This is a genomic window from Pseudomonas sp. VS40, assembly GCF_018587885.1.
Lineage (GTDB): Bacteria > Pseudomonadota > Gammaproteobacteria > Pseudomonadales > Pseudomonadaceae > Aquipseudomonas > Aquipseudomonas pergaminensis.
Genome location: NZ_JAGYWD010000001.1, coordinates 683919 through 708830 on the forward strand (window position 1 = coordinate 683919; position 24912 = coordinate 708830).

22 protein-coding genes are annotated in these 24912 nt (G+C 60.2%); 10 read left to right on the plus strand and 12 right to left on the minus strand.

From position 1 onward, the window contains the following. Positions 1–4: 4 nt before the first annotated feature. From lepA to lptF, 3 genes are all read right to left on the minus strand, one after another. The gene (gene lepA / locus KHP07_RS03065) at positions 5–1804 is read right to left on the minus strand and encodes a translation elongation factor 4 (RefSeq protein WP_028618986.1); all 1800 of its coding nucleotides are present in this window, start codon (positions 1802–1804) and stop codon (positions 5–7) included. 151 nt (positions 1805–1955) lie between these two features. After that, positions 1956–3035: an LPS export ABC transporter permease LptG gene (lptG, locus tag KHP07_RS03070; protein ID WP_100491429.1), complete on the minus strand. Its 1080-nt coding sequence runs from the start codon at positions 3033–3035 to the stop codon at positions 1956–1958. Next, positions 3028–4146, minus strand: a complete 1119-nt coding sequence (lptF, locus tag KHP07_RS03075; protein ID WP_028618984.1) for an LPS export ABC transporter permease LptF — start codon at positions 4144–4146, stop codon at positions 3028–3030. The genes lptG and lptF overlap by 8 nt, the downstream gene beginning before the upstream one ends. A 284-nt stretch (positions 4147–4430) precedes the next feature. Between lptF and KHP07_RS03080 the strand changes: the two genes are divergently transcribed. From KHP07_RS03080 to rlmF, 5 genes are all read left to right on the plus strand, one after another. Continuing rightward, positions 4431–5921: a leucyl aminopeptidase gene (locus KHP07_RS03080; RefSeq protein WP_214496580.1), complete on the plus strand. Its 1491-nt coding sequence runs from the start codon at positions 4431–4433 to the stop codon at positions 5919–5921. A 68-nt stretch (positions 5922–5989) separates the two neighbouring features. Beyond that, positions 5990–6418, plus strand: a complete 429-nt coding sequence (locus KHP07_RS03085; protein WP_012722396.1) for a DNA polymerase III subunit chi — start codon at positions 5990–5992, stop codon at positions 6416–6418. Between the two features lie 7 nt (positions 6419–6425). Beyond that, on the plus strand, positions 6426–6803 hold the full coding sequence (locus KHP07_RS03090; RefSeq protein ID WP_214496581.1) for a DNA polymerase III subunit chi: 378 nt from the start codon (positions 6426–6428) through the stop codon (positions 6801–6803). Between the two features lie 213 nt (positions 6804–7016). Then, a complete protein-coding gene (locus KHP07_RS03095) occupies positions 7017–9863 on the plus strand; it encodes a valine--tRNA ligase (protein WP_078047048.1) in 2847 nt (948 codons plus the stop codon). Between the two features lie 227 nt (positions 9864–10090). Continuing rightward, positions 10091–11110, plus strand: coding sequence for a 23S rRNA (adenine(1618)-N(6))-methyltransferase RlmF (gene rlmF / locus KHP07_RS03100; protein ID WP_078047047.1), 1020 nt, complete (start codon positions 10091–10093; stop codon positions 11108–11110). A gap of 102 nt (positions 11111–11212) precedes the next feature. Here the strand turns inward: rlmF and KHP07_RS03105 are convergent, their stop codons facing one another. Then, positions 11213–11494: an HU family DNA-binding protein gene (locus tag KHP07_RS03105; RefSeq protein ID WP_003188840.1), complete on the minus strand. Its 282-nt coding sequence runs from the start codon at positions 11492–11494 to the stop codon at positions 11213–11215. A 396-nt stretch (positions 11495–11890) separates the two neighbouring features. On the opposite strand from KHP07_RS03105, the gene yejK reads away from it, so the two are divergent. Both yejK and KHP07_RS03115 read left to right on the plus strand, forming a co-directional pair. Beyond that, positions 11891–12895, plus strand: coding sequence for a nucleoid-associated protein YejK (yejK, locus tag KHP07_RS03110; RefSeq protein WP_010212893.1), 1005 nt, complete (start codon positions 11891–11893; stop codon positions 12893–12895). Next, positions 12895–13257: a glutaredoxin family protein gene (locus tag KHP07_RS03115; protein ID WP_214496582.1), complete on the plus strand. Its 363-nt coding sequence runs from the start codon at positions 12895–12897 to the stop codon at positions 13255–13257. Before yejK ends, KHP07_RS03115 begins: the two co-directional genes overlap by 1 nt. Before the next feature lie 50 nt (positions 13258–13307). Here KHP07_RS03115 and KHP07_RS03120 read toward each other — a convergent pair whose 3' ends face one another. The 7 genes from KHP07_RS03120 to KHP07_RS03150 all read right to left on the minus strand — a co-directional run bounded on the left by KHP07_RS03120 (position 13308) and on the right by KHP07_RS03150 (position 19786). Beyond that, complete coding sequence (locus KHP07_RS03120; protein ID WP_214496583.1) at positions 13308–14546, minus strand: DUF2599 domain-containing protein; 1239 nt, start codon at positions 14544–14546, stop codon at positions 13308–13310. Positions 14547–14577: 31 nt separating this feature from the next. Further along, entirely contained in the window at positions 14578–15822 is a 1245-nt protein-coding gene (locus KHP07_RS03125) for a DUF2599 domain-containing protein (protein ID WP_214496584.1), read from the minus strand. A 202-nt stretch (positions 15823–16024) separates the two neighbouring features. After that, the gene (locus KHP07_RS03130) at positions 16025–17002 is read right to left on the minus strand and encodes a FecR family protein (protein WP_214496585.1); all 978 of its coding nucleotides are present in this window, start codon (positions 17000–17002) and stop codon (positions 16025–16027) included. Continuing rightward, positions 16999–17577 carry an RNA polymerase sigma factor gene (locus KHP07_RS03135; RefSeq protein WP_043204830.1) on the minus strand — a complete coding sequence of 193 codons (579 nt, stop codon included), beginning with the start codon at positions 17575–17577 and terminating at the stop codon, positions 16999–17001. The genes KHP07_RS03130 and KHP07_RS03135 overlap by 4 nt, the downstream gene beginning before the upstream one ends. Before the next feature lie 8 nt (positions 17578–17585). Next, positions 17586–17912, minus strand: a complete 327-nt coding sequence (locus tag KHP07_RS03140) for a DUF3325 domain-containing protein (RefSeq protein WP_078047044.1) — start codon at positions 17910–17912, stop codon at positions 17586–17588. After that, positions 17913–19487 carry a PepSY-associated TM helix domain-containing protein gene (locus tag KHP07_RS03145; RefSeq protein WP_100491432.1) on the minus strand — a complete coding sequence of 525 codons (1575 nt, stop codon included), beginning with the start codon at positions 19485–19487 and terminating at the stop codon, positions 17913–17915. It lies immediately after the preceding gene. Then, positions 19484–19786 carry a DUF3649 domain-containing protein gene (locus tag KHP07_RS03150; RefSeq protein WP_078047042.1) on the minus strand — a complete coding sequence of 101 codons (303 nt, stop codon included), beginning with the start codon at positions 19784–19786 and terminating at the stop codon, positions 19484–19486. The genes KHP07_RS03145 and KHP07_RS03150 overlap by 4 nt, the downstream gene beginning before the upstream one ends. Before the next feature lie 170 nt (positions 19787–19956). Here KHP07_RS03150 and KHP07_RS03155 point away from each other — a divergent pair, with 170 nt between their 5' ends. From KHP07_RS03155 to fecA, 3 genes are all read left to right on the plus strand, one after another. Continuing rightward, entirely contained in the window at positions 19957–20445 is a 489-nt protein-coding gene (locus tag KHP07_RS03155; protein WP_100491433.1) for a sigma-70 family RNA polymerase sigma factor, read from the plus strand. Beyond that, positions 20442–21383, plus strand: a complete 942-nt coding sequence (locus KHP07_RS03160; RefSeq protein WP_214496586.1) for a FecR domain-containing protein — start codon at positions 20442–20444, stop codon at positions 21381–21383. Before KHP07_RS03155 ends, KHP07_RS03160 begins: the two co-directional genes overlap by 4 nt. 91 nt (positions 21384–21474) lie before the next feature. Further along, complete coding sequence (fecA, locus tag KHP07_RS03165) at positions 21475–23811, plus strand: TonB-dependent Fe(3+) dicitrate receptor FecA (protein ID WP_214496587.1); 2337 nt, start codon at positions 21475–21477, stop codon at positions 23809–23811. 166 nt (positions 23812–23977) lie between these two features. Here fecA and KHP07_RS03170 read toward each other — a convergent pair whose 3' ends face one another. Next, positions 23978–24889 (minus strand): LysR family transcriptional regulator, encoded by a 912-nt coding sequence (locus tag KHP07_RS03170; protein WP_099494115.1) that lies wholly within the window; start codon positions 24887–24889, stop codon positions 23978–23980. Positions 24890–24912: the final 23 nt, after the last annotated feature.

A 24912-nucleotide genomic window follows, 5' to 3' on the forward strand; every position in this document is an offset into this window, starting at 1 on the left:
GGACCTAACTATCCAACCTGAGCACCGCAAGGAAGGCTTCTTGTGGAACTTCCACGTTACCTACTTGCTTCATGCGTTTTTTACCGGCCTTTTGCTTCTCAAGCAGCTTGCGCTTACGGCTTACGTCACCGCCGTAGCATTTGGCCAGTACGTTCTTTCTGAGTGCCTTGACGGAGGTCCGCGCAATGATCTGCCCGCCGATGGCGGCCTGGATCGCGACGTCGAACATCTGGCGCGGAATCAGTTCTTTCATCTTCTCGGTCAACTGGCGACCTTTATAGTGCGCGTTGTCCTTGTGCACGATCAGTGCCAGGGCATCGACCTTGTCGCCGTTGATCAACACATCCAGTTTCACCAGATTAGCCGATTGGTAACGGTCGAAATGGTAATCCAGCGAAGCATAGCCGCGGCTGGTGGATTTGAGGCGGTCGAAGAAGTCCAATACCACTTCGTTCATCGGCATGTCGTAGGTCACTTGGACCTGGGTGCCGAGGAACAGCATGTCGCGCTGCACGCCACGCTTTTCAATACACAGGGTAATAACGTTGCCCAAGTGCTCCTGCGGGACCAGGATATTGGCCCGCACGATAGGCTCGCGCATGTCTTCGATCGCCGAGAGATCCGGGAGCTTGGACGGGTTGTCGACGTAAATCGTTTCACCGGTTTTCAGCAACAACTCGAAAATAACCGTTGGCGCGGTGGTGATCAGGTCCAGGTCGTACTCGCGTTCGAGGCGCTCCTGGATGATTTCCATGTGCAGCATGCCCAGGAAGCCACAGCGGAAGCCGAAGCCCAGGGCGTCGGAGCTTTCCGGGGTGTACTGCAACGACGAGTCGTTGAGGGTCAGCTTTTGAAGGGCCTCGCGGAAGTCTTCGAAGTCATCGGAGCTGACCGGGAACAGACCCGCGTAGACCTGCGGCTGGATGCGCTTGAAGCCTGGCAGCACGTCGACATCCGGCGTGGAGCTCAGGGTCAGGGTGTCACCCACCGGCGCGCCGTGGATGTCCTTGATACCGGCGATGATGAAACCCACTTCACCGGCTTTCAGATCAACGGTCGCGGTGTGCTTGGGGTTGAAGACACCGACGCTGTCCACCAAGTGGATCTTGCCGGTGGATTTGACCAGGATCTTGTCGCCCTTCTTCACACGGCCGTGGCGCACGCGTACCAGGGAGACAACGCCCAGGTAATTGTCGAACCAGGAGTCTATGATCAACGCTTGCAGCGGATCTTCGTAGTTGCCGGTCGGGGCTGGAATGGTCTGCACCAGACGTTCGAGCACTTCGTCGACACCCAGGCCGGTCTTGGCGCTGCAGGTGACGGCGTCGGTGGCGTCGATGCCGATGATCTTCTCGATCTCTTCCTTGACGCGCTCAGGCTCGGCCTGAGGCAGGTCGATCTTGTTCAGCACGGGCATGACTTCCAGGCCCTGCTCGATCGCGGTGTAGCAGTTGGCAACCGACTGCGCTTCCACACCCTGCCCTGCGTCAACCACCAGCAAGGCACCTTCACAGGCCGCCAGGGACCGGCTGACTTCGTAGGTGAAGTCGACGTGGCCTGGGGTGTCAATGAAGTTCAGTTGGTAGGTGATGCCGTCTTTGGCTTTGTAATACAGCGTAACGCTGTGGGCCTTGATGGTGATCCCGCGCTCGCGTTCGAGGTCCATGGAGTCCAGTACCTGGGCTTCCATTTCACGCTCGGCAAGGCCGCCGCACATCTGGATGAATCGATCGGCCAGCGTCGACTTACCATGGTCAATGTGGGCGATGATGGAGAAATTGCGGATATGACTCAAATCACTCACGGATCAACACTCAAAAAGGCTGCAGGCAGATTGCCCGCTGAAAAATAGCCGGGAATTGTACCTGATGCTCAGGCCAGACGTCATCTTTGCTGACCAGAACAAAAATGCCCCGATCTCTCGACCGGGGCATTTTTTGTTCATAAGCGAGGCATCAACCGGCTCGACGAAGTAGCCAGAAGCCAGCCAAGGCACAGATGGCCGTGGGCACCAGCACCGCAAACAGCGGCGAGAAGCCGAACACCAGGCTCGACGGGCCAAGCAGGTCCTGGGCGATACGGAAGGTGAAGCCCACCAGTACGCCAGTAAACACGCGCTGGCCGAGGGTAACCGAGCGCAACGGGCCGAAGATGAACGAAATCGCCATCAACACCAACGCTGCCGTCACCACCGGCTGCAATACCTTGACCCAAAATGCCAGCCAGTAACGGCCATTGTTCAGGCCTTGGTCCTTGAGGTAGTGGATGTAACCCCACAGCCCGGAGATCGGCAGGCTTTCCGGGATCATCACCACGGTATTGAGCAATTGCGGCTTGAGGGCGATGTCCCACTCCTGGCTCGGCACATTGATCACTTCGGTGCTGGCCTTGGTGCCTTGCCCGATATTGCGGAAGTAGGTGGTGGTAACGTCGCTCAGTTGCCATTTTTCGCCACTGTATTGCGCACGTTTGGCGAAACTGGACTCCAGCAGGTGACGCTCTTTGTCAAAGGTGTAGCGGGTCACACCAATCAACAGGCCGCCTGGCTGCACGGCGTTGATGTGGATGAACTCATCGCCCTGACGGTGCCACAGGCCATGCTTGGAACTCTGCGCATCACCCGAACCCTGGGCCAGGGCGCGATTGGCCTGGGCAGTGGTTTCGGCCGGTGGCGCCACGTATTCGCCGATCAACACACTGCACGCCATCAGCAGCAGCATCGGCTTCATCACGGCCCAGACGATTCGACCGATGGACACGCCGGCGGCGCGCATGATGGTCAGTTCACTGTTGCTGGCCAGGCTGCCCAGGCCGATCAGGCAGCCGATCAATGCGGCCATCGGCATCATGTCGTAGAGACGACGCGGCGCGGTGAGGGCCACGTAGCTCAGCACGTCCCACACGGTGTAGGTGTCGCTGACGTTGCCGACTTCATCGATGAAGGCGAACAACGACGCCAGGCCCAGGATGATGCCCAATACCGCCAGGATGGCGATCAGTACGCTGCTACCAATGTAGCGATCGAGCTTAGCCACGAGCCAACTCCTTCTGGCCACGACGGCTCATCATTTTCAAACGGATCGGTTCCCAATAGAGCAGGCCCAGGCCAATCACCAGGAAGATCCCGTGCACCCACCACAGGCCGAGGGTCGGCGACAGCTTGCCTTTCTCCAGGGAGCCGCGGGCGGAAATCAGGATGGTGAGGTAAGCCATGTACAGCAGGATCGCCGGCAACAGCTTGAGGAAACGGCCCTGGCGCGGGTTGACGCGCGACAGCGGCACCGCCATCAAGGTCACGATGAACACCAGCAGCGGCAGGGAAATCCGCCATTGCAGCTCGGCGATGGAGCGCAGTTCCTTGCTGCCGAACAGCTCGGTGGTGGGGATGGCGTCGCGGTCGGTGACTTCGTCACTGATATCCGGGCGGGCGAGCATCACGCCGTAGGTGTCGTACTTGATCGCACGATAATCGGCCATGCCCGGGCTGCCGTCATACCGGTAGCCATTTTCCAGGATCAGGTAGCGGCTGCCGTCGGGACGCACTTCCTGGCGACCGGAATCCGCCACCAGCACGGAAATGCCACGGTCTTTCTTGTCCTGGCCCAGACGCTTCTCGGAGATGAACACACCGCCCAGGTTGGCGCGGTCGTCGGTCAAGGTCTCGGTGTAGGTTACCCGCGACCCATCATTGAGCGCCTGGAAGCGGCCGGGCTCGAGGGTGTCGAACTCGGTCATCGCGTCCTGCTTGTTCAACACCAGTTGAAACTGCATGGCGCCTTGGGGCGCCAGGCTCAGGCTCAGCCAGGCGACGATCAAGGCGACGCCGGCGGCCGGGATCATGGTCATGCCCAGCAGGCGTTGCTGGCTCATGCCGGTAGCCGAGAGCACGGTCATTTCGCTTTCGAGGTACAGCCGGCCATACGCCAGCAGGATCCCGAGGAACAGGCCCAACGGCAGGATCAGCTGCAGGAAGCCCGGCAGTCGGAACCCCATGATCAGGAACAACGAGCCTGGGTCGAGGGCGCCGGAGGCAGCCTGGGCCAGGTATTTGACGAAACGACCACTCATGATGATGACCAGCAATACCGCACTCACGGCACTCAGGGTCAACAGGACTTCGCGGGACAGATAACGGAAGACGATCAAACCAGACACTCCAGGGTTGTCAGGCTAAGGCGGCCAAACAAGCAAGCATACCGAGTCAGCCCCATTACACAGGGCCGGCTAAAAAGATGGCGCATTATCCTGTGATTGGCCGCGCCTGTCACTGCGCAACCTCATGCACGCGCACAAAGCATGCGCCAAGGGTTGTCAGGCTCCGCCGGCGAGGTTCAAACTGCGGCCTTTGTCGCCGGCGGTTTACACAGCTGCCTGGTATTAAAGCCAGAGTACAGACTCCTGGCTAACCGACTTTTATAAGGGACCCGAAAATGGAATTGGTTGTAAAAAGCGTTAGCCCCGAAACGTTGAAAACCGCCACCCTCGTGGTCGCCATCGGCGAAGGCCGCAAGCTCGGCGTTGCCGCCAAGCAACTCGACGAACTCAGCGGCGGCGCCATCAGCGCAGTGCTCAAGCGCGGCGACCTGGCCGGCAAAGTCGGCCAGAGCCTGCTGTTGCAGAGCCTGCCCAACCTGAAAGCCGACCGCGTATTGCTGGTGGGCGTGGGCAAGGACGTTGAACTGGGCGACCGTCCGTTCCGCAAAATCATCAGCGGCATCCTCACCACCCTCAAGGGCCTGGGCGGCAGCGATGCAGCGCTGGCACTCGACGAAATTGTTGTAAAAGGCCGTGACAGCTACGGCAAGACCCGCCTGCTGGCCGAGAGCCTGGTAGACGGCGGTTACATTTTCGATCAGTTCAAGAGCACCAAGGCCGAACCCCGCGCCCTGAAGAAAATCACCCTGCTGACCATCAAGGCGGCCCAGGCTGAAGTCGAGCGCGCCGTGACCCACGCGACAGCGATCGCCAACGGCATGTCCTTCACCCGCGACCTGGGCAACCTGCCACCGAACATCTGCCACCCGACGTTCCTGGGCGAACAGGCCAAGGCACTGGGCAAAGAGTTCAAGGGCCTGAAGGTCGAAGTGCTGGACGAGAAGAAGATCAAGGATCTGGGCATGGGCTCGTTCTATGCCGTGGGCCAGGGCAGCGACCAGCCGCCACGCCTGATCGTGATGCAATACAACGGCGGCAAGAAGTCCGAGAAGCCTTACGCCCTGGTAGGTAAAGGCATCACCTTCGACACCGGCGGCATCAGCCTCAAGCCGGGCCTGGGCATGGACGAGATGAAGTACGACATGGGCGGCGCCGCCAGCGTGTTCGGCACCCTGCGTGCCGTGCTGGAACTCAAGCTGCCGATCAACCTGGTGTGCATCCTGGCCTGCGCCGAGAACATGCCGAGTGGTGGCGCGACCCGTCCGGGCGACATCGTTACCACCTTGAGCGGCCAGACTGTCGAAATCCTCAACACCGACGCCGAAGGCCGCCTGGTGCTGTGCGATGCCCTGACCTACGCCGAACGCTTCAAGCCACAGGCCGTGATCGACATCGCCACCCTGACCGGCGCCTGCATCGTCGCCCTGGGTTCGCACACCTCGGGCCTGCTGGGCAACAGCGACGAGCTGATCGAGCAACTGCTCAGCGCCGGCAAGGCGGCCGACGATCGCGCCTGGCAACTGCCGCTGTTCGATGAGTACCAGGAACAACTGGACAGCCCGTTCGCCGACATCGCCAACATCGGCGGCCCGAAAGCCGGCACCATCACCGCTGCCTGCTTCCTGTCGCGCTTTGCCAAGAACTTCAACTGGGCCCACCTGGACATCGCCGGCACAGCCTGGACCAGCGGCGGCAAGGACAAAGGCGCCACTGGCCGTCCGGTGCCACTGCTGACCCAGTACCTGCTGGATCGCGCCAAGGCCTAAGCGCCCCCCCTGCGTAGGCGCCGGCTTGCCGGCTCCTACAAGGGGGATGCGTATGCCCAGGAACTGCAATGACCCAAGTCGACTTCTATATATTGCCCAGCGCCGACCCGCTCGCGCGCTTGGACTTTGCCTGCAAACTCACCGAAAAAGCCTGGCGCATGGGCCACCGCATCTACCTGCATTGCAGCGATGCCGCCCAGCGCGACGAGCTGGATGCCCGCCTGTGGCGCTTCAAGGGCGAAAGCTTCGTGCCCCACGGCCCCGCCGAATCTGAACCCGAAGGCCTGGTGGTACTGGGTTTGGGCGACAGTTGCGGCGACCACCATGACCTGCTGGTCAACCTGGACCTGAAAGTGCCGCCGTTCGCCAAGGCATTCGCCCGCGTGGCGGAAGTCGTGGTGGAGGACCCGGCTATTCGTCAGGCCGCGCGGGAGAGTTTCCGTTTCTACCGCGAACAGGGCTATCCTCTGCAAGATCACCGGCTACAACGACTTTGAGTAAATGATGGACACGCCAAACCCTCTAAAAAAAGACGACCACCTGCTGGACGACCTTGAATCGATCCGCCAGTTGCTGGGTGATGATGACTTGCAACCGCCGCTGTTGACCGATTCGGTCGAGGGCGAGGTACAGATTCCGCTGTTGTTCGACATGGTCGGCGGCAAGCCCGCCGCGCCGGCACCGGTGGTCGAGGCCGCCGCGCCTGCCGCTGTCGAAAAAGGTCCCGACGCCCTGCTGCTGCACCTGGACAACGAACTGCGCGCCGCCGCGCAATTGATCATGCAAGACGTGATCGACGACTTTGCCCCGCACATCGAAACCGAGATCAAGCGCCGGCTCGATGCACGGATGGAGCGGTTGCTGAGCCAGTACCAGAATTGAAGCCAACGCAGATCCCCTGTGGGAGCGGGCTTGCTCGCGAAAGCGGTGTGACCGTCAGCACATGCATTGGCTGATCCACCGCTTTCGCGAGCAAGCCCGCTCCCACATTTGCCGCCCATACATTTCAAGCCCGTCTTCGCCTCGCCCTGCGCCCTATCCCCCGTTATACTTGCCGGCTTTCCTGAATAAATGCCAACTAGGGTCCCGCCGCGCATGGATAAGACCTACCAGCCGCACGCTATTGAAACTTCCTGGTACGAGACCTGGGAGTCCGAGAATTATTTCGCCCCGCAAGGCGCGGGCGATTCCTACACCATCATGATCCCGCCACCGAACGTCACTGGCAGCCTGCACATGGGCCATGGCTTCAACAATGCGATCATGGATGCGTTGATCCGTTTCCGCCGCATGCAGGGCCGCAACACCCTGTGGCAGCCGGGCACCGACCACGCCGGTATCGCCACCCAGATGCTGGTGGAACGCCAACTGGAAGCCACCGGCCAGAACCGTCATGACCTGGGTCGCGAGAAATTCCTGGAAAAGATCTGGGAATGGAAAGACCAGTCCGGCGGCAATATCAGCCGTCAGATCCGTCGCCTGGGCTCGTCCGTAGACTGGAGCCGCGAGCGCTTCACCATGGACGACGGCCTGTCGGAAGCCGTGAAAGAGGCGTTCGTGCGCCTGCATGAAGACGGCCTGATCTACCGCGGCAAGCGTCTGGTCAACTGGGACACCAAGCTGCACACAGCGATTTCCGACCTCGAAGTGGAAAACCACGACGAGAAAGGCTTCCTGTGGAACCTCAAGTACCCGCTGGCCGACGGCGCCAAGACCGCTGAAGGCAACGACTACCTGATCGTCGCCACCACCCGTCCGGAAACCATGCTCGGCGATGCCGCCGTGGCTGTTAACCCGAACGATGAACGCTACCAGGCGCTGATCGGCAAGTTTGTCGAGCTGCCGCTGGTGGGCCGTCGTATCCCGATCATCGCGGACGACTACTGCGACCCTGAATTCGGCACCGGCTGCGTAAAAATCACCCCGGCCCACGATTTCAACGACTATGAAGTCGGCAAGCGCCACAACCTGCCGCTGCTGAACATCTTCGACAAGAATGCCGCCGTTCTGCCGGCGTGCCAGGTGTTCAACCTGGACGGCACGCTGAACGAGAGCATCGACGGCAAGATCCCGGCCGAATACGCAGGCCTCGACCGTTTTGAAGCGCGCAAGCAGATCGTTGCTGCCTTCGACGCCGCCGGCCTGTTGGTGAGCGTTGACGACCACGGCCTCAAAGTGCCGAAGGGCGACCGTTCCGGCACCGTGATCGAGCCGTGGCTGACCGACCAGTGGTACGTGTCCACCAAGCCATTGGCAGAACCTGCCATTGCCGCCGTGGAAGACGGCCGTATCCAGTTCGTGCCCAAGCAGTACGAAAACATGTATTTCTCGTGGATGCGCGACATCCAGGATTGGTGCATCAGCCGTCAGCTGTGGTGGGGCCACCGCATTCCGGCCTGGTACGACGAGTCGGGCAAGGTTTACGTGGGCCGCGACGAAGCCGAAGTGCGTGCGAAGAACAACCTGGGTGCGGACGTTGCGCTGCAACAGGACAACGACGTGCTGGACACCTGGTTCAGCTCCGGCCTGTGGACCTTCTCCACCCTGGGCTGGCCGCAACAAACCGAGTTCCTGAAGAAATTCCACTCCACCGACGTGCTGGTCACCGGTTTCGACATCATTTTCTTCTGGGTTGCCCGGATGATCATGCTGACCATGCACTTGGTGAAGAACGAGGACGGCACCCCGCAGGTACCGTTCAAGACCGTGTACGTGCACGGCCTGGTGCGTGATGGCCAGGGCCAGAAGATGTCCAAGTCCAAAGGCAACGTCTTGGACCCGCTGGACATCATCGACGGCATCGACCTGGAAACCCTGGTGCAGAAACGCACCTCGGGCCTGATGCAGCCGAAGCTGGCGAAGAAGATCGAGAAGCAGACCCGCGACGAGTTCGCCGACGGTATCGCCAGCTATGGCACCGACGCCCTGCGCTTTACCTTCTGCTCGCTGGCGTCCACCGGTCGCGACATCAAGTTCGACATGGGCCGCGTCGAAGGCTATCGCAACTTCTGCAACAAGATCTGGAACGCCGCGCGCTACGTGCTGGATAAAGGCGAAGACTGCGGCCAGAACGGCGAAGCCTATGAACTGAGCCTGGCCGACCGCTGGATCATTTCGCAGCTGCAACGCACCGAAGCCGAAGTGACCCGCCAACTCGACCAGTTCCGGTTCGACCTGGCCGCACAGGCCTTGTACGAGTTCATCTGGAACCAGTATTGCGACTGGTACCTGGAACTGTCCAAGCCGGTACTGTGGGACGAGAACGCGCCGGTTGAACGCCAGCGCGGCACGCGTCGTACCCTGGTACGCGTGCTGGAAGTGGCGCTGCGTCTGGCGCACCCGTTCATGCCGTTCATCACCGAAGAAATCTGGCAGCGCCTGGCGCCGCTGGCCGGTATCGAAGGCAAGACCATCATGCTGCAACCTTGGCCAGTGGCCAACGAAGCACGCATCGATGAGGCAGCCGAAAGCGATATCGAATGGCTCAAGACCCTGATGCTCGGCACGCGCAACATCCGCGCCGAGATGAACATCGGGCCGGGCAAGCCACTGGCGGTGTTCGTGAAGAACGCCAGCGCCGAAGACCAACGTCGTCTCACCGAGAACGATGCGCTGCTCAAGAAGCTGGCAAAGCTGGAATCGATCACCGTATTGGCGGCCGATGCAGAAGCGCCACTCTCCGCCACCGCACTGGTCGGCGACATGGAAGTGCTGGTGCCAATGGCCGGCCTGATCGACAAGGGCGCGGAACTGGCCCGTCTCGACAAGGAAATCGCGCGCCTGCAAGGCGAAGTGCAACGAGTGGGCGGCAAGCTGTCCAACGCGGCCTTCGTCGACAAGGCGCCGGCTGAAGTGATCGACAAAGAACGCGCCAAACTGGCCGAGGCTGAACAGGCCCTGGGCAAGCTGGCGGAGCAACATGCGCGGATTTCCAGCCTGTAAGGTGGACCGCGTGTCAGAAAGAGGCCTTCGGGCCTCTTTTTTTTGGGTGTGAAAACCCAGTCAATGTGGGAGCAGGCCTGCTCGCGAATGCGGTGTATCAGACACACACCCACTGACTGACCCACCGTATTCGCGAGCAAGCCCGCCCCCACATTTAACCGAGGTCAACTTCGGAATGTGTGACAATACCCACCACTTTTGAAGCAACCCCAGAATCGACGTAGCCCATGACCGCCCCCAGCACGCCAAAACCTCCGCGCAAGAAGCCTAAAACCGCAGCCACGGCCAAGCCCGTTGTGCCGCGCAAAGAGGCCACCCTGCATCCGCGCAACCGCCACACAGGCCGCTACGACTTCCCGGCGCTGATCAAGACCACGCCGGAACTGGCGCAATTCGTGATCATCAATCCGTACGGCAAGGAAAGTATCGACTTCGCCAGCCCGGATGCGGTGCGCGTGTTCAACCGTGCGTTGCTCAAAGCCTTCTATGGCATCCAGCACTGGGACATTCCGGCCGATTACCTGTGCCCACCGGTGCCAGGGCGTGCCGACTACGTGCACTTCCTCGCCGACCTGCTGGCCAGCGTCAATGACGGCAAGATCCCGCGCGGTTCGATCGTCAAGGTGCTGGACATCGGCATGGGCGCCAACTGCGTCTACCCGCTGATTGGCTACATGGAGTACCGGTGGAACTTCCTCGGCTCGGAGGTAGACCCTATCGCCGTGGCGGCGGCCAAGGCCATCGTGCAGTCCAACGACCTGAGCAAGGTCATCCAGCTGCGCCAGCAGAACAATCCCAAGCAGATCCTGCTGGGCTTGCTGGAGCCGGGTGAACGCTTCGACCTGACCATGTGCAACCCGCCGTTCCATGCGTCCATGGACGAAGCCACCAAGGGCAGCGAGCGCAAATGGCGCGCCTTGGGCAAGGCCGATCCCAAGCGCAAGTTGCCGGTACTGAACTTCGGTGGCCAGTCGGCTGAACTGTGGTGTGAGGGCGGTGAAGCGCGCTTTGTGACCCAGTTGATCGCCGAGAGCGCGCACTTTGCCCACAAGGTGTTGTGGTTCAGCACCCTGGTGTCAAAAGCGTCGAACTTGCCCGCGATCGAGACAGCCCTGAAAAAAGCCGGCGTGCTGGAGAGCCAGGTGGTGGAAATGTCCCAGGGCCAGAAGCAAAGCCGCTTCGTGGCCTGGACCTTCCAGACCAAGAACGAGCAGCAGATCTGGCGCCAGCGCTGGGTACGCGACTAACCCAGTGGTGAGGGAGCACGCTCGCTCACCACGGTCAACAAATCGCAGGCAACAAAAAACCGTGCCCGGATCGCTCCGAAGCACGGTTTTTTTTGCTGCGTCTTACTTGTTAACAGCGTCGGTCAGGCCTTTGGCCACAACCAGCTTGATAACTTTCTTGGCAGCGATTTCGATGGCAGCGCCAGTCGAAGGGTTACGGCCAGTACGGGCAGGACGCTCGGTCACTTTCAGTTTGCCAACGCCTGGCAGAGTGATTTCGCCGCCGTTTTCCAGCTGGTCAGCAACAACTTGGCTCAGTTGGTCCAGCAGGGCGCGCACGGTAGTTTTCGGTGCGTCTACTGCTTCAGCCAGGTCAGCGATCAGTTGGTCTTTAGTAATAGCCATTGTGGTGTTCCTTCCCTATCAAATTCATATGGATTGCAGAGTGCAGTGTCAGCCGTCGAGCCCGACCGTCATGGCCTGGCACCCCCGGCTATAACCACGGAGATCGGGGTTATAGATGCTTGAAACGGGGATTGGTTCGACCTGACAGATGCTGAATGCACGCTTATCGCCGAGACTTGGCGTAAGACGGGGCAAAACTAGCACAGAGACGGGGAAATATCCGCCTCTACCTACCCATTTGGTCAGCTTTATCGCTCTAAACCGTGAAAAAAAGGCATATAGCCCGTCGGAGGGTGCCCAAAACGCCCTTCGAAGCCCGTCTCGGCCAATGGTGCGGTACACTTGGCGACTTTTCGGGGAGGCCGACCGCTCCCCTCTCAACCAGCCGAGAAGCCTATGCCGATCCGTCATTGCATCGTCCACCTGATCGACAAAAAACCCGACGGCACACCCGCAGTTCTCCACGCCCGCGACTCCGAGCTTGCCGAGTCGGCCGCCATCGAGAACATGCTTGCCGACCTCAACGAGAGCTACAACGCCAAACAAGGCAAGGCCTGGGGTTTCTTCCATGCCGAGTCCGGCGCGCACCCGTTCAGCGGCTGGTTGAAGGAGTATTTCGACGGCGGGCAGGATTTCACCACCTTCAGCCGCACCGCTGTCGAGCACCTGCAGAAGCTGATGGAAGAGTCCAACCTCTCCACCGGCGGCCATGTACTGTTCGCCCACTACCAGCAAGGCATGACCGACTACCTGGCCATCGCCCTGCTGCACCACAGCGAAGGCGTGGCGGTGACCGACGAGCTGGACGTGACCCCCTCGCGCCACCTGGACCTCGGCCAACTGCACCTGGCTGCGCGCATCAACGTCTCCGAGTGGCAGAACAACAAGCAGTCCAAGCAGTACATCTCGTTTATCAAGGGCAAGAACGGCAAGAAGGTCTCGGAGTATTTCCGCGACTTTATCGGCTGCCAGGAAGGCGTCGACGGCCCGGGCGAAACCCGCACCCTGCTCAAGGCGTTCAGCGATTTTGTCGAAAGCGAAGACTTGCCGGATGAATCCGCCCGCGAGAAAACCAAGACCCTGGTGGACTACGCCAGCAGCCAGGCCAAGCTCGGCGAGCCAATGGGCCTGGAAGAACTCTCGGGCTTGATCGACGAAGATCGACCAAAAGCCTTCTACGACCACATCCGCAACAAGGATTACGGCTTGTCGCCGGAAATCCCGGCGGATAAGCGCACCCTCAACCAGTTCCGCCGCTTCACCGGACGTGCCGAAGGCTTGTCCATCAGTTTTGAAGCCCACCTGCTGGGCGACAAGATCGAGTACGACGAAGCCGCCGGCACCTTGATCATCAAGGGCCTGCCGACCCAACTGACCGATCAGCTCAAGCGCCGTAACTGATGCTCGGCGGGGTTTTCAAGAAAGTCCTGCTGGTGTTGCTGGTGGTGGTAGTGATCCAGAACTGGGGCAAGATCGAGCGGGTGTTCAACCCATCGCAGGTAGCCCCTGAGCACGTGCGCGCCTCGGCGCACGTGGTGCTCTACGCCACCGAGTGGTGTGGGTACTGCAAGCAGATCCGCCGGTTCCTGGACCAGAAAGCCATACCCTACCAGGCCTTCGATATCGAGAAGGACGCCCAGGCACGCAAGGCGTATGAGGCGTTGGGGGGTGGTGGGATTCCATTTGTGGACGTGAATGGCACGCTGATTCGTGAATACAGCCCCGATAAAATTGACCATGCGCTCGATGCTAGCCTCCATTAAAAACAAGAAAGGCGTCCTGACGAACGCCTTTCTTGCCAATAGAAGTCATCTCAAAACGGCGGGTTACAACCGCTAGCTTCTGCCACTTGCTCAGACACATCCTTGCGACGCGGCTCAATGTTCCAGGGAGTCTTGTTCCGAGCAATGACATAATGACAGACTAATTGCCGACGCATTCCTCCCCCATCGTTATCCTTCCATCGCGGATCAGCGCCGTATTTTTTTTGCAACTCGGCTAGGACGGAATCGGTCTGATCCGTCGTTGCCTCCTTGCCATATTGGGTTGGCGTGATAGACAGACTCCACTCGTTCCTGCCACTGCCTGGATCAAATCGTTCAACCCACGTAGCGGATTGAATATATTCAGCAACGGGAGAAGGCGAACACTTCTGGTCACTGGGCACGTACGCAAAGGTAGCATCTTCAGCAGGGGTTTGGGGCAGAGTCATTTGAACGATGGGTAGACAGTCACCGGAAGCGTTCAAAAAGTCACTTTGATCGTACTGTGCGTCTGCAAGACCACCCGGCAAATAAAACAATGCCTTAATAGGCAGCGTCTTTGGATTAAGAGGATCCCATGTGGCGAGACGCAGTTCATTTTGTATTTCAAATGTATCCTTATCCATTCCCGACGCTTTGACAAACGCCTCAAAAGACTGGGTAGCTTTTTCATTAGCATTATCACGGACATTGAAGGCACATTGATTAAGATTCCCAAGGCCGTCCTTATTATGTTTGGTAATCCATTGCTCTGCAGTCAATATACCCTGCTCATGACATACCCTACTATCAGCTGTTGCTTTAGTACTGGCGCCACAGCCCTCCTGTGTCGGACGTGTAAATGTACCTCCATCTTCAGGAAAAGCGCACAATACATTAGCGACCCTCTTTCCAGGTGGTGTCAGCAACGGCGCATGGAGAATATTCCCATTATTTTCATAACGCACAGTTCTTTTAAACTTTACATCTTTGCGCAAATAAGAGTATGACCACCCGCCATTGGAGACTGAAGTGGGACTTGGCGCCCAAAACTTATAAGCTGTTGACGGTATTGTCACCCTCAAAATAATTCCATTACACGTAAAGCCAGGAGCGGAATACCGAGTACACCACATACGCTGATCCATATACTGCTCACGTAAATCATCAGCAACCCTTTGCCCTCGCATATCGCCAGCCGCATCGCCTAACGCATACCCGACCGAAAACAAAGAACCTAGATAGAGCGTCACAGCAACCCAAATAGTTTTCATGACAACCTCACTTAAAATAAAATTGATAACAGCCATTCCCTGTATTTCAAGACGACCTTTTTAGTTGCTATATCGGATTACACTCTGCCGCCACTGCAACTGCCTGCGAAACGTCAGGCCGGAAAGGCTCCAAGTTATAATTCGAATTATTACGGTAGGTCGCTAACAAACAGGCTAATTGACGCCGCACACCACCTTTGTTTTCCGCCACCCACTGCGGATCGCTCCCATGTTTGGCCACTATTTCCCCATAGAAGTTGTCCAGTTGATTGGCCTGGCTCAGCCTGCCGCAATCCGTCGGGGTGACTTGCAGCGTCCAACGATCGCCCTTGGCGCCTGGGTCATAACGATTTACCCACACAGCCTTATCAACAAACCGGCGACACTGGACAGTGTCCAGCTGCGCCTGGTCGGTGGCCGTGTAGAAAAACGTGGCATCGTCGGCAGGCGTCATAGGAAAAGTAATCCGGACAATCGGAATGAAATGCCCAGAATCTGCATAGATAGCGATTTGGTCTTTCTGGGCCAAATCCCGCCCTACTTCTGAGGGCGCTCCCGTGATGGTATCTTTGCTCACCCAGAAAATCGCCCAGATAGGCACCCGGCTGCCATCGCTTTGCGGCCAGGATTGAATACGGACTTCGTTATTACTCAAGCCCACCGCAGCAAAGTGCTCCGCTACGACTTCGGCAAACTGATGGGTATTCACAAACTGCATGAATACAGCGGCGCCCGACGGTTCGTTGGCAGGCCTTACATCGAAACCGCACTGCCGATGATGCGAACGCCCATTGACCAGATAGTCATTAAGCCAGGCACTTGCTGTATTAATACCCAATACCTGACACGTGCGTTCTATCGGTTCTGTATTGCTAGCATCCCCACATCCTGCATCCGTTCGAATATGCGACCCTGCATCTAACGGAAATGCACAAAGCACTTCAAGCTGCATATAATCATCAGGCGAATAAAACATCGAACGCATCACGTAGCCGTGACGATGGTCCGACGCCAACTGACGAAACTTGGCATCTTTACGCAACCAAGAAAACGCAGTGGCTTGCGTTGAGGCAGGCCCGTAGTTCCAGAACCGATAGGCGTCAGAATAAATAGTGCCGCGTAAAAATACCCCTGAGCATAAAAAGGAAGGCCGTTTGGAGGTACCACAATCCACGACCGTTTTATTATAAGCAGCCGCCATATCAAACACCGCCGCCGTCCCCACCTCATCATGCGTCACGTATTTGGCAATCGCCGCATTGTCGAGACAGGTGACGATGAAAAATACAATAATGCTAAATAGACGCCTCATATACAGCCCCTTCTATAAGTTTAAGTAAAATTCTTAAACCTAATAAAAGCGCTTCACCCAGACAGCGTCTACTGTGAAAATTGACAGTTCAAAATATTAATTGGTCATGAGCAGAACTTAGTTATTTCAACCAAAACGTGCGTCTCATCGCCTTGCAGACTTTTACAGTATTATTCAATACCGTTATACGCTACGGCTTTATTCAACGCAGGACGATGACACGACCTAATAAGGTGCGCTTCTCGAACCCCAGCACTGCTTGCAATGCAGTGAGTACCGCCTGCGGGTCCTTGCTAGGGAAGCTGCCGCTGACGCGCTTGGCCCCCATCTCATCGTTGAGCAACAGGATGCGACCGGGGTAGTAACGTTCCAGGTCCTTGACCACGTCGGCCAGCGGCGCCTTGTAGTAGTTGAGCCAACCGTCGCGCCAGGCCAGGCGTGATTCGCTGTCGACCCCGTGCATCGGATCGGCCATGCCATCGGCGTAGGCCGCTTGCTGGCCCGCCGTAAGAATTTGCTGCTGGCCCTGCTTTGAAGGCGTCACGCCAACCCGTCCGGACAATACCGTTACCTGGGCGCCTGCCGGTTGCAGGCGCACCTCGAACTGCGTGCCCAGCACCCGTGCCTCGCCACTGCCGGCCTCCACGACGAAAGACTCACCGGTGTGGGTCACGCTGAAAAAGCCGGCCCCTCGGCGCAGTTGGATATGCCGCTCGCCCTGCTTGAAATCCACGGCGATGGCGCTGTCGGCATCGAGGGTGACTTGGGATTTGTCGGCCAGGGTGACGGTTTTGATTTCGCCGGGCGCCGTCACGTAGTCGGCGCCCAAGTCATCGACCCAGCGCGACGGCTGCCAGCCGGCACCCACGGACACCATCACCACCAGGCATGCAGCCATGGCCAGCGCCCCGGACCAACGCCCCCGCCGCGAACGCTTCGAGGTGTGCATGGCATTGAGGTAACCCTGCAACGCCAGCGCTTCTTCGTCCGCCAGCTTGCGCGCCGGTACTTCGCTCAACTCCCACAGCACCTGGGCCTGGGAATAGGCCTCGACGTGCGCAGGGTCGGCCCGCAGCCACTGGCTGAACGTGGCCTGGTCGCCACTGCTGGGCTGGTCGTGCAGCAGGCTCAACCAGGCCAGGGCCGCTTGTTCCTGGGCGGGCGTGGGGGTGACGTTCACGGTGCTTTCCCTGGCGTGCGTGGAGATGAGGGTTCGCGGAGGCTGGCTTTGCAGGCTTCGAGGGCACGCATCATATGTTTTTCCACGGCACTTTGGGACAGGCCCATGGCCTTGGCGATTTCCGCGTACTTGCGGCCGTGGATACGGTTGAGCAGGAAAATCTGCCGCGTGCGCTCGGGCAAGCTGCGCAGGGCGGCTTCGACGTGGCGTAGGTCGTTGCCGGCTTCCAGTGCTGCCTGGGGTTCGGAACCCTGGTTATCTTGCTGTTCGGGCAGCCAGCCTTCACTGCTGCGCACCCGGGCGCCTTCGCTGCGCAGGTGATCGATGGCGATGTTGCCGGCGCAGCGCAACAGGTAGGTGCTGAGCTCTTCGACCTGCACCAGCGGCCGGCGCCAGAAACGCAGGAACAGGTCCTGCACCAAGTCGGCCGCCGTGGCGCGGCACCCCACACGGCGACTCACCAAGGCCTCCATCTGTGAACGCTGGGACAAAAACACCTGCAGAAAATGCGCACGTCCACCTGCCGCGTCAGCGTGCTGGCTGTCCTGGGATTCGGGTGGCGTGCTGATCATCATGTGCGGGCTCAGAGGGTGGCGAAGGCTGCGACAGGACTGGCGAGCAGACCAATGCCCGCCAGGATCAAGGCCAGCCTTGGCCGGTACGGCAACAACAGCACCAGCAGCAATGCGCTGAGCATCAACACGGCGCACCATTGCACCAGGCCCTGCCCCCAACCGGCGACACTCACCGCTGGCCAGATCGACACGGTCAGCAGCAACCAACCAGCCACACGCAAACCCAGGCGCCGGCGAGGCGAGGGTTTACTGTGCAACAGTTCGCCGTGATGGCGGTCGGTGGACAAGCACAGCGCGGTGAACCCGACGTAGCACATCAGCAGAGGGAGCAGCATTCAGTTCGCCTCCTGCTTGAGCGCCAAGGGGCGTGCGCGCTCCGCCTTGGGTGCAGGCACGGTGCGATGCTGCATCTTCCAGGCAGCCCACGCGAGAAACACGCCGCTGGCCAGGCAGGTCAGGTCAAAGCCGGCCATGGCCCAATCGCCGGTGGCCAGCGAGACGCCGAGGTGGTGCGATGTCGTCAACGCGTTGAGCAGTGGGATGGCAACAAACAGCATCGCACCCAGGCTCAACTGCTCGACCCAACCTTGTCGCCCGTGACGCAGGATGGCGTGCAACAGGCTCAGGCCCCAGGCGATAAAGAAGGTTTGCACTTCCCAGTCGGAACGCTCGGCGAAGCTCACCGGCAGCAGACGGTTAGCCCAGAAAAACGCCGCGATGGCGATCATCAGCCCGGACATGCTGGCGATGTTGAGCACTTCCACCAAGCGCAGCTCAAACGGCATGACCACGGCCTTCGCGTGCTTGAGCTGGCGTTTGCCGAGCCAGATCACCAGCCCGGTGCCGATCATTGCCGTGCCCGCCAAGCCACAGATGAAGTACAACCAGCGCAGGACCGGACCGGCGAAATGGCCCATGTGCAGGCCGTAGAAACTGCCGCCGATGGCCGCCGGCAGCGACTGCTCGCCACTGACCCGCAACAGCTCGCCCGTGCTGCCATTGAAGGAAACGGTGCTGCCGAAATCATGCACCACGCTGTCGGCACCCGCGCGGAACACATTGACCGAGGCGTTCACATCGCTAGGGTTATTCACCGCCACGCGTCCCACATGCCCACCGTCCCACTGCGCCCGGGCCTGCTCGTACATCGGCACCAGCGGCAGCAATGTGCCTGGCTGGCCCGATGCCGGTGCGTTATTGGTGTTCGGGAACACCTCGCTGAAAAAGGCACGGGTGTCGTTGCCATAAGAAGCCAGGATCGGCGCCGGCATCACCATGCTCATGAAGATCACCAGGCTGCTGTAGGTGATCATCAGATGGAAGGGCAGCACCAGCACACCCACTGCGTTGTGCCCGTCGAGCCAGGAGCGCTGGCCTTTGCGGGGGCGGAAGGTGAAGAAGTCCTTGAAGATTTTCTTGTGGGTGATGATGCCGGTGATCAGCGCGACGAACATCACCATCGCGGCAATGGTCGACAGCCAGCGGCCCCACGGGTGAGGCATTTGCAGTTGGAAATGGAAACGATAGAAGAACTCGCCGCCCATGCTTTCACGGGCCTGCACGGCCTGGCCACTGACCGGGTCGAGGGTTTTCTGGATGAAATTGCCGCGCTTGCCGGGGTCGACCTTGTCTTGCCACATCACCGACAGCCCGGGGTCGCGGCTGTCTGGCAGGGTGATGAACCAGCGCGCAGCCGTCGGCGCCACCTGCTGCAAATAGGTTTGGGCAACGGTCAGGCTGCGTGCATCGTCGAGGGGATGGGCCTGCACTTCAGGCTGCATCCAGTGGCTGATTTCGTCCTTGAAATACGACAAGGTGCCCGTCAGGAAAATCGCAAACAGCAGCCAGCCAAAGATCAGCCCGGCCCAGGTGTGCAACCAGGCCATTGCCTGGCGAAAGCCCTCTTTCATGTGCGTGCCATCCACAAACCCACGCCCGCCAGCGTGGCAAACGCCGCGCTCGGCAACATCACGCCGAACCAGGCGCGCGCGGCACTGCGGCAGGCGAAACACCAGAGCACGGCCAGCAGGTAGAACACGAATGAACTCATCATCCCGGTGATCACTGCATCCGCGCGGGAAGTGGGCATCCACAGCGCCAGGCAGATGCTGGCCAGGGACGCCATCAGGTAGCCCCCCACCACGGCAGCCAGCACGCGCGAAGTCACGGCAAGACGATAGGAGACAGGCAGCGAGGTTTTGCTTTTCATGCAGGAAGCGCCAGGTTCATCAGCACGCAATATTAATGATAAATATTCTCATAAGCAAAACAGAACGGATGAATCACCTGTGCAGACGGATTGCCGAAGCCACTCACGCGCCCTACAATGCGAACAATTCTTGTTCTCTGAAGCATGGCGATGCTTGTGGAGTGTCCCCGTTGAGCCCGTCCAATACCGTCGAAGTGTTGTACAACGACCATCACCACTGGCTCACCGGCTGGTTGCGGCGCAAGCTCGGCTGCCCTGACAGTGCCGCCGACCTGGCGCAGGACACCTTTATTCGCGTGCTCACCGCGCGGGAAACACCCACGCTGATCGAGCCCCGCGCGTTCCTCACCACCGTCGCCAAGCGCGTGCTGTTCAACTTCTACCGCCGCCAGGACCTGGAGCGCGCCTACCTCGACGCCTTGGCGCAGATGCCCGAGCACGTGGCGCCGTCGGAAGAAGAACGCGCGATCATCCTGCAAACCCTGGTAGAGCTCGATCAACTGCTCGACGGCCTGCCCGTCCAGGTCAAGCGCGCTTTTTTGCTGGCCCAATTGGATGGCCTGACCTACGCGCAGATCGGCGCTGAACTGGGCCTCTCCATCGCCACCGTCAAACGCCACCTGAACAAAGCGGCCATGCGCTGCTATTTCGCCCTATGAATTTCTCCACTCAAGTCGCCGAGCAGGCCGTGCATTGGCTGATGGAAATGCAGCAAGGCGCGCTCAACCCACGCCAGCAGGCGGCCTGGCAACAGTGGCTGAACGCCCACAGCGAACACCAGCGCGCCTGGGACCATATGCAGCGCGTCAACCAGCGCCTGCGCGGCATGCCCTCGCCCCTGGCCCATGCAGCATTGAACGCGCCTACCTCCACCAGCCGCCGCCAGGCCCTCAAGTTGCTGCTGATTCTCGGTGCCGGCTCGGCCGCCGCCTGGAGCCTGCGCCAGCAACATATCCTGCCGCCGCTGACCGCCGACTACCGCAGCCCCGTCGGCCAGCGTCGCAAGGTGCAACTGGCGGACGGCAGTCAGCTGCAGCTCAATACCGGCAGCGCGGTGGACGTGCACTTCGATGGCAAGCAACGGCTGATCCGCCTGCTTGAAGGCGAGATCCTGTTGACCAGTAGCGCCGGCAACACACCGCTGAACGTCTTGACCGGCCAGAGCCTGCTGACCAGCCGGGCTGCACGCATGAACGTGCGCCAGTTCAACGACCACACGCAACTGGCGGTCTTCGACGGCCGCGTCGAGGTGATGCCCAACACCTACAGCGGCCTGCCGTTGACGGTCGAGGCTGCGCGCCAGGTCAATTTTACGCGCAAAGGCTGGGACACCCCGCGCCCCACCGACGCCAACAGCGGCGCCTGGGCCGACGGCATGCTGGTCGCAGCCCACATGCGCCTGGAAGATTTCCTCGGCGAACTGGGCCGTTATCGTCGTGGCCAGGTCAACTGCGACCCTCAGGTGGCCAACCTGCTGATCTCCGGCAGCTACCCACTGGATGACAGCGAACGCATTCTCGACCTGCTGGAAGTCAGCCTGCCGGTGAAAGTGCGGCGCTTTACGCGGTATTGGGTGACGGTGCAGGCACGCGCCTGACATTTATTTCAAAAACACTGAGCCGTTTTCCATACCTCGCGTGACAGAGAAGGAAAGCCACCTTGATCCTTCCTTCTCAGGACCGCTCTTCATGCCCCAGCAACCGACGCTTCTCGCCCGCACTCTGCGCCAACTCCTACTCGGCGCCAGCTTAAGTCTTACGGCACTTCCCCCTGTGATGGCGGCCGATGCCAAGCCGTATCACATCGCCCCGACGTCGCTGGAAGCTGCGCTGAATCAGTTTGGACGCGAAGCCGGCGTGTTGATCTCCTTCAGTTCCGAAGTGACGGCGGGTATGCAGAGCCACGGTTTGTCTGGCAATTACGGCGCCGCGGACGGCCTGCAAAAACTGCTGGAAGGCACCGGCCTGCAAGCCCGCGCCGAAGGCGACAATGCCTACAGCCTGCAACCGGCCACGGCACCGGCCACTATCGAATTGGGCACGTCCAGCGTCGTCGGCGACTGGCTGGGCGACGCGGCGCAAACCAATGTGTTTGAACACCCCGGCGCCCGTGACGTGATCCGCCGCGAAGCATTCGAACGCCAGGGCGCCACCCAGGCCAAGGACGTGCTCAACCGCATTCCCGGCGTCAACGCCCCGGACAACAATGGCACCGGCAGCCACGACATGGCGCTGAACTTCGGCATTCGCGGCCTCAACCCGCGCCTGGCCTCGCGCTCCACGGTGTTGATGGACGGCATTCCGGTGCCCTTCGCGCCTTACGGCCAGCCGCAGCTTTCATTTGCACCGATCAGCATGGGCAACATGGATGCCGTCGACGTCGTACGTGGCGGCGGTGCCGTGCGATACGGCCCACAGAACGTCGGTGGCGTGGTCAACTTCGTCACCCGCGCAATCCCGGATGCACCCACGGTCAAAGGCGGCCTGCAGACCGAAACCAGCCCCTCCTCCAGCCATGACGGCTTCAAGACCACCGGCAACCTGCTCGCCGGCGGCACCGCCGACAACGGTTTGGGCGGCGCGCTGCTGTACTCCGGCACCCGTGGCGGCGACTGGCGCGAGAACAGCAACACGCGCATCGACGACCTGATCCTCAAGGGTAAATACCAACTCGATGACGCCAACAGCTTCAACGCCATGGCGCAGTACTACGAAGGCCAGGCCGACATGCCCGGCGGCTTGAACGTTGCGAACTACAAGGCCGATCCCTACCAGTCCACCCGCCCCTACGACAAATTCTGGGGCCGCCGCACGATGTTCAACGTCGGCTATCGCTATGAGCAGGACCGTCGCGAGTTCACCGTGAACAGCTTCTTCACCAAGACCCTGCGCAGCGGTTACCTCGACCAAGGCACATTCCTGTCTCTGTCCCCGCGTGAATACTGGGTGCGTGGCCTGGAAACCCGCTTCGCCCAAGGCTTCGACCTGGGCCCGACCAGCCACGAAGTGGGCGTCGGCTATCGCTACATCAACGAAGCCGGCCACGAACTGCGTTACCGCACGCCGATTGCCGCCAACCAACAGATCCCCACCACCGACAGCCGCAATGACCGCGACACCCGTGGTGGCACCGAGGCCAATGCCTTCTTCATCGATGACCGGATTGATATCGGCAAATGGACCATCACACCGGGCATTCGCTACGAGATGATCGAGTCCCAGCAAACCAACAACCTGAGCAACGTCAAATACAAGGGTGACTACAACACCGCCCTGCCGGCCCTGAACGTGCTCTATCACCTCACCGAAGACTGGAACCTCTACGCCAACACCGAAGGTTCGTTTGGCAGCGTGCAGTACAGCCAGATGCCCAACCGTGTGACCAGCGGCGAAGTCAAACCGGAAAAAGCGCGCACCTGGGAACTCGGCACTCGCTACGACAACGGCAGCCTGCGCGCGGAAATCGGCGCGTTCCTGATCAACTTCGACAACCAGTACGAGAGCAACCAGACCAATGATTCGGTGATCGCCCGTGGTGAAACCCGCCACCAGGGCATCGAGTCCAGCATCAACTACGCCCTCGACGGCTTGAGCCCGGCGCTGGCAGGGTTCGATGTGTACGCCACCTACGCCTACGTCGACGCCACCATCCGCGAAGACGGCCCGAACAAAGGCAACCGCGTACCCTTCTCGTCCAAGCACAAGGGCACCCTCGGCGTGGGCTACACCGAAGGTCGCTGGAAACTCAACCTGGACAGCAGCTACCAGAGCAGCCAATTCGCCGACAACGCCAACACCCAGGCCGAAAGTGCCGACGGTGCGAACGGGCGCATCCCCGGCTACATGTTGTTCAGCAGCCGCGCCGCCTACGACTTCGGCCCGCAGCTGTCGGATTTGAACGTGGCGGTGGGGGTGAAAAACATCTTCAACAAGCAGTACTACACGCGCTCGTTCGACGATAACAACAAAGGCAAATACGTCGGTGAGCCACGCACGGTGTATGTGCAGACCTCCATCGCGTTCTAACGGCTCAAGCAACAGATAACCAGTGGTGAGCGGGCCATTGTGGTGAGCGGGGCCCTCTGTGGTGAGCGGGCTTGCCCCGCGCTGGACTGCGTAGCAGGCCCATTTTCCAGGGTTGCTGCGCAACCCGGCACGGGGCAAGCCCGCTCACCACAATGCCGGCGTTCATCTAACTGCCCGCCAGACACGACGGCGTACCGGCCACCAGCGCGTCGATGGCACAGCGCGTCTTGGCCGGCATGTGCGCCGCCGTGGGCCAGATCACGTGGATCGGCGAGGGCTGCTCGCGGTAACCGGGAAGTACCGCGTGCAGCTGTCCACGCAGGGCATAGTGGGCGATCAGCCAACTGGGCAACCAGGCCAGGCCCACACCAGCGATGGCGGCATCGGCCACAGCCTGGAGGTCGTCCATCATCAGCGGCGAGGCCACCCGCGTACGGTGCGGGCGACCCTGGTCGTCCTTGAGTTCCCATTCCAGGCGCGGGGCACTGCAGCGATAGGCAATGCCCCGATGCCCGGCCAGGTCCTCGATACACTCAATTTGCCCCACACGCTGCAAGTACGCCGGTGATGCCGCCAGGCCAATCGCCTGCTCGCCCAGGCGACGAGCGCTCAAGCGGTCGGTGTCGGGCAACGCGCCAATGCGTACCGCCAAATCGAAGCCTTCCTGGGCGACGTCGATCAGCCGGTCAGAAAAAGAAATCTCGATCTCCAGTTCGGCAAATCGATCCATCAACCCCCACAACGCCGGCGCGGCGTAGTGATGCCCGAAGGCCAATGGCAGGCTGGCCCTTAACCGCCCGCGCGGTTGCTGCCGCCCGCTCTCCAGCACGGACTCGGCGGCTTCCAGCTCCGCCAGCGCCCGCAGGCAATGTTCGTAGTAGGCCTGGCCGTCCTCGGTCAACCGCTGGCGGCGAGTAGAGCGCTGCAACAGGCACGTGCCGAGGCGCGCCTCGAGTCGCGCCAGGCCCTTGCCCACAGCGGAGCGCGTCAGGTTCAGTCGCTCGGCGGCCTCGGTCAGGTTGCCGCTCTCGACGATCTGCAGGAAGAGTTCGACACCGTCAAAACGTGGAGTGGTCATGGCACCAATTGTCGCTCTTGATT

Bases quoted from the DNA above. Each gene is read 5' to 3' on its own strand.
- KHP07_RS03080 (WP_214496580.1), top strand. From the start codon at position 4,431: ATGGAATTGGTTGTAAAAAGCGTTAGCCCCGAAACGTTGAAAACCGCC.
- KHP07_RS03085 (WP_012722396.1), top strand. From the start codon at position 5,990: ATGACCCAAGTCGACTTCTATATATTGCCCAGCGCCGACCCGCTCGCG.
- KHP07_RS03090 (WP_214496581.1), top strand. From the start codon at position 6,426: ATGGACACGCCAAACCCTCTAAAAAAAGACGACCACCTGCTGGACGAC.
- KHP07_RS03095 (WP_078047048.1), top strand. From the start codon at position 7,017: ATGGATAAGACCTACCAGCCGCACGCTATTGAAACTTCCTGGTACGAG.
- rlmF (WP_078047047.1), top strand. From the start codon at position 10,091: ATGACCGCCCCCAGCACGCCAAAACCTCCGCGCAAGAAGCCTAAAACC.
- KHP07_RS03105 (WP_003188840.1), bottom strand. From the start codon at position 11,494: ATGGCTATTACTAAAGACCAACTGATCGCTGACCTGGCTGAAGCAGTA.
- yejK (WP_010212893.1), top strand. From the start codon at position 11,891: ATGCCGATCCGTCATTGCATCGTCCACCTGATCGACAAAAAACCCGAC.
- KHP07_RS03115 (WP_214496582.1), top strand. From the start codon at position 12,895: ATGCTCGGCGGGGTTTTCAAGAAAGTCCTGCTGGTGTTGCTGGTGGTG.
- KHP07_RS03120 (WP_214496583.1), bottom strand. From the start codon at position 14,546: ATGGCTGTTATCAATTTTATTTTAAGTGAGGTTGTCATGAAAACTATT.
- KHP07_RS03125 (WP_214496584.1), bottom strand. From the start codon at position 15,822: ATGAGGCGTCTATTTAGCATTATTGTATTTTTCATCGTCACCTGTCTC.
- KHP07_RS03135 (WP_043204830.1), bottom strand. From the start codon at position 17,577: ATGATGATCAGCACGCCACCCGAATCCCAGGACAGCCAGCACGCTGAC.
- KHP07_RS03140 (WP_078047044.1), bottom strand. From the start codon at position 17,912: ATGCTGCTCCCTCTGCTGATGTGCTACGTCGGGTTCACCGCGCTGTGC.
- KHP07_RS03145 (WP_100491432.1), bottom strand. From the start codon at position 19,487: ATGAAAGAGGGCTTTCGCCAGGCAATGGCCTGGTTGCACACCTGGGCC.
- KHP07_RS03150 (WP_078047042.1), bottom strand. From the start codon at position 19,786: ATGAAAAGCAAAACCTCGCTGCCTGTCTCCTATCGTCTTGCCGTGACT.
- KHP07_RS03160 (WP_214496586.1), top strand. From the start codon at position 20,442: ATGAATTTCTCCACTCAAGTCGCCGAGCAGGCCGTGCATTGGCTGATG.
- fecA (WP_214496587.1), top strand. From the start codon at position 21,475: ATGCCCCAGCAACCGACGCTTCTCGCCCGCACTCTGCGCCAACTCCTA.
- KHP07_RS03170 (WP_099494115.1), bottom strand. From the start codon at position 24,889: ATGACCACTCCACGTTTTGACGGTGTCGAACTCTTCCTGCAGATCGTC.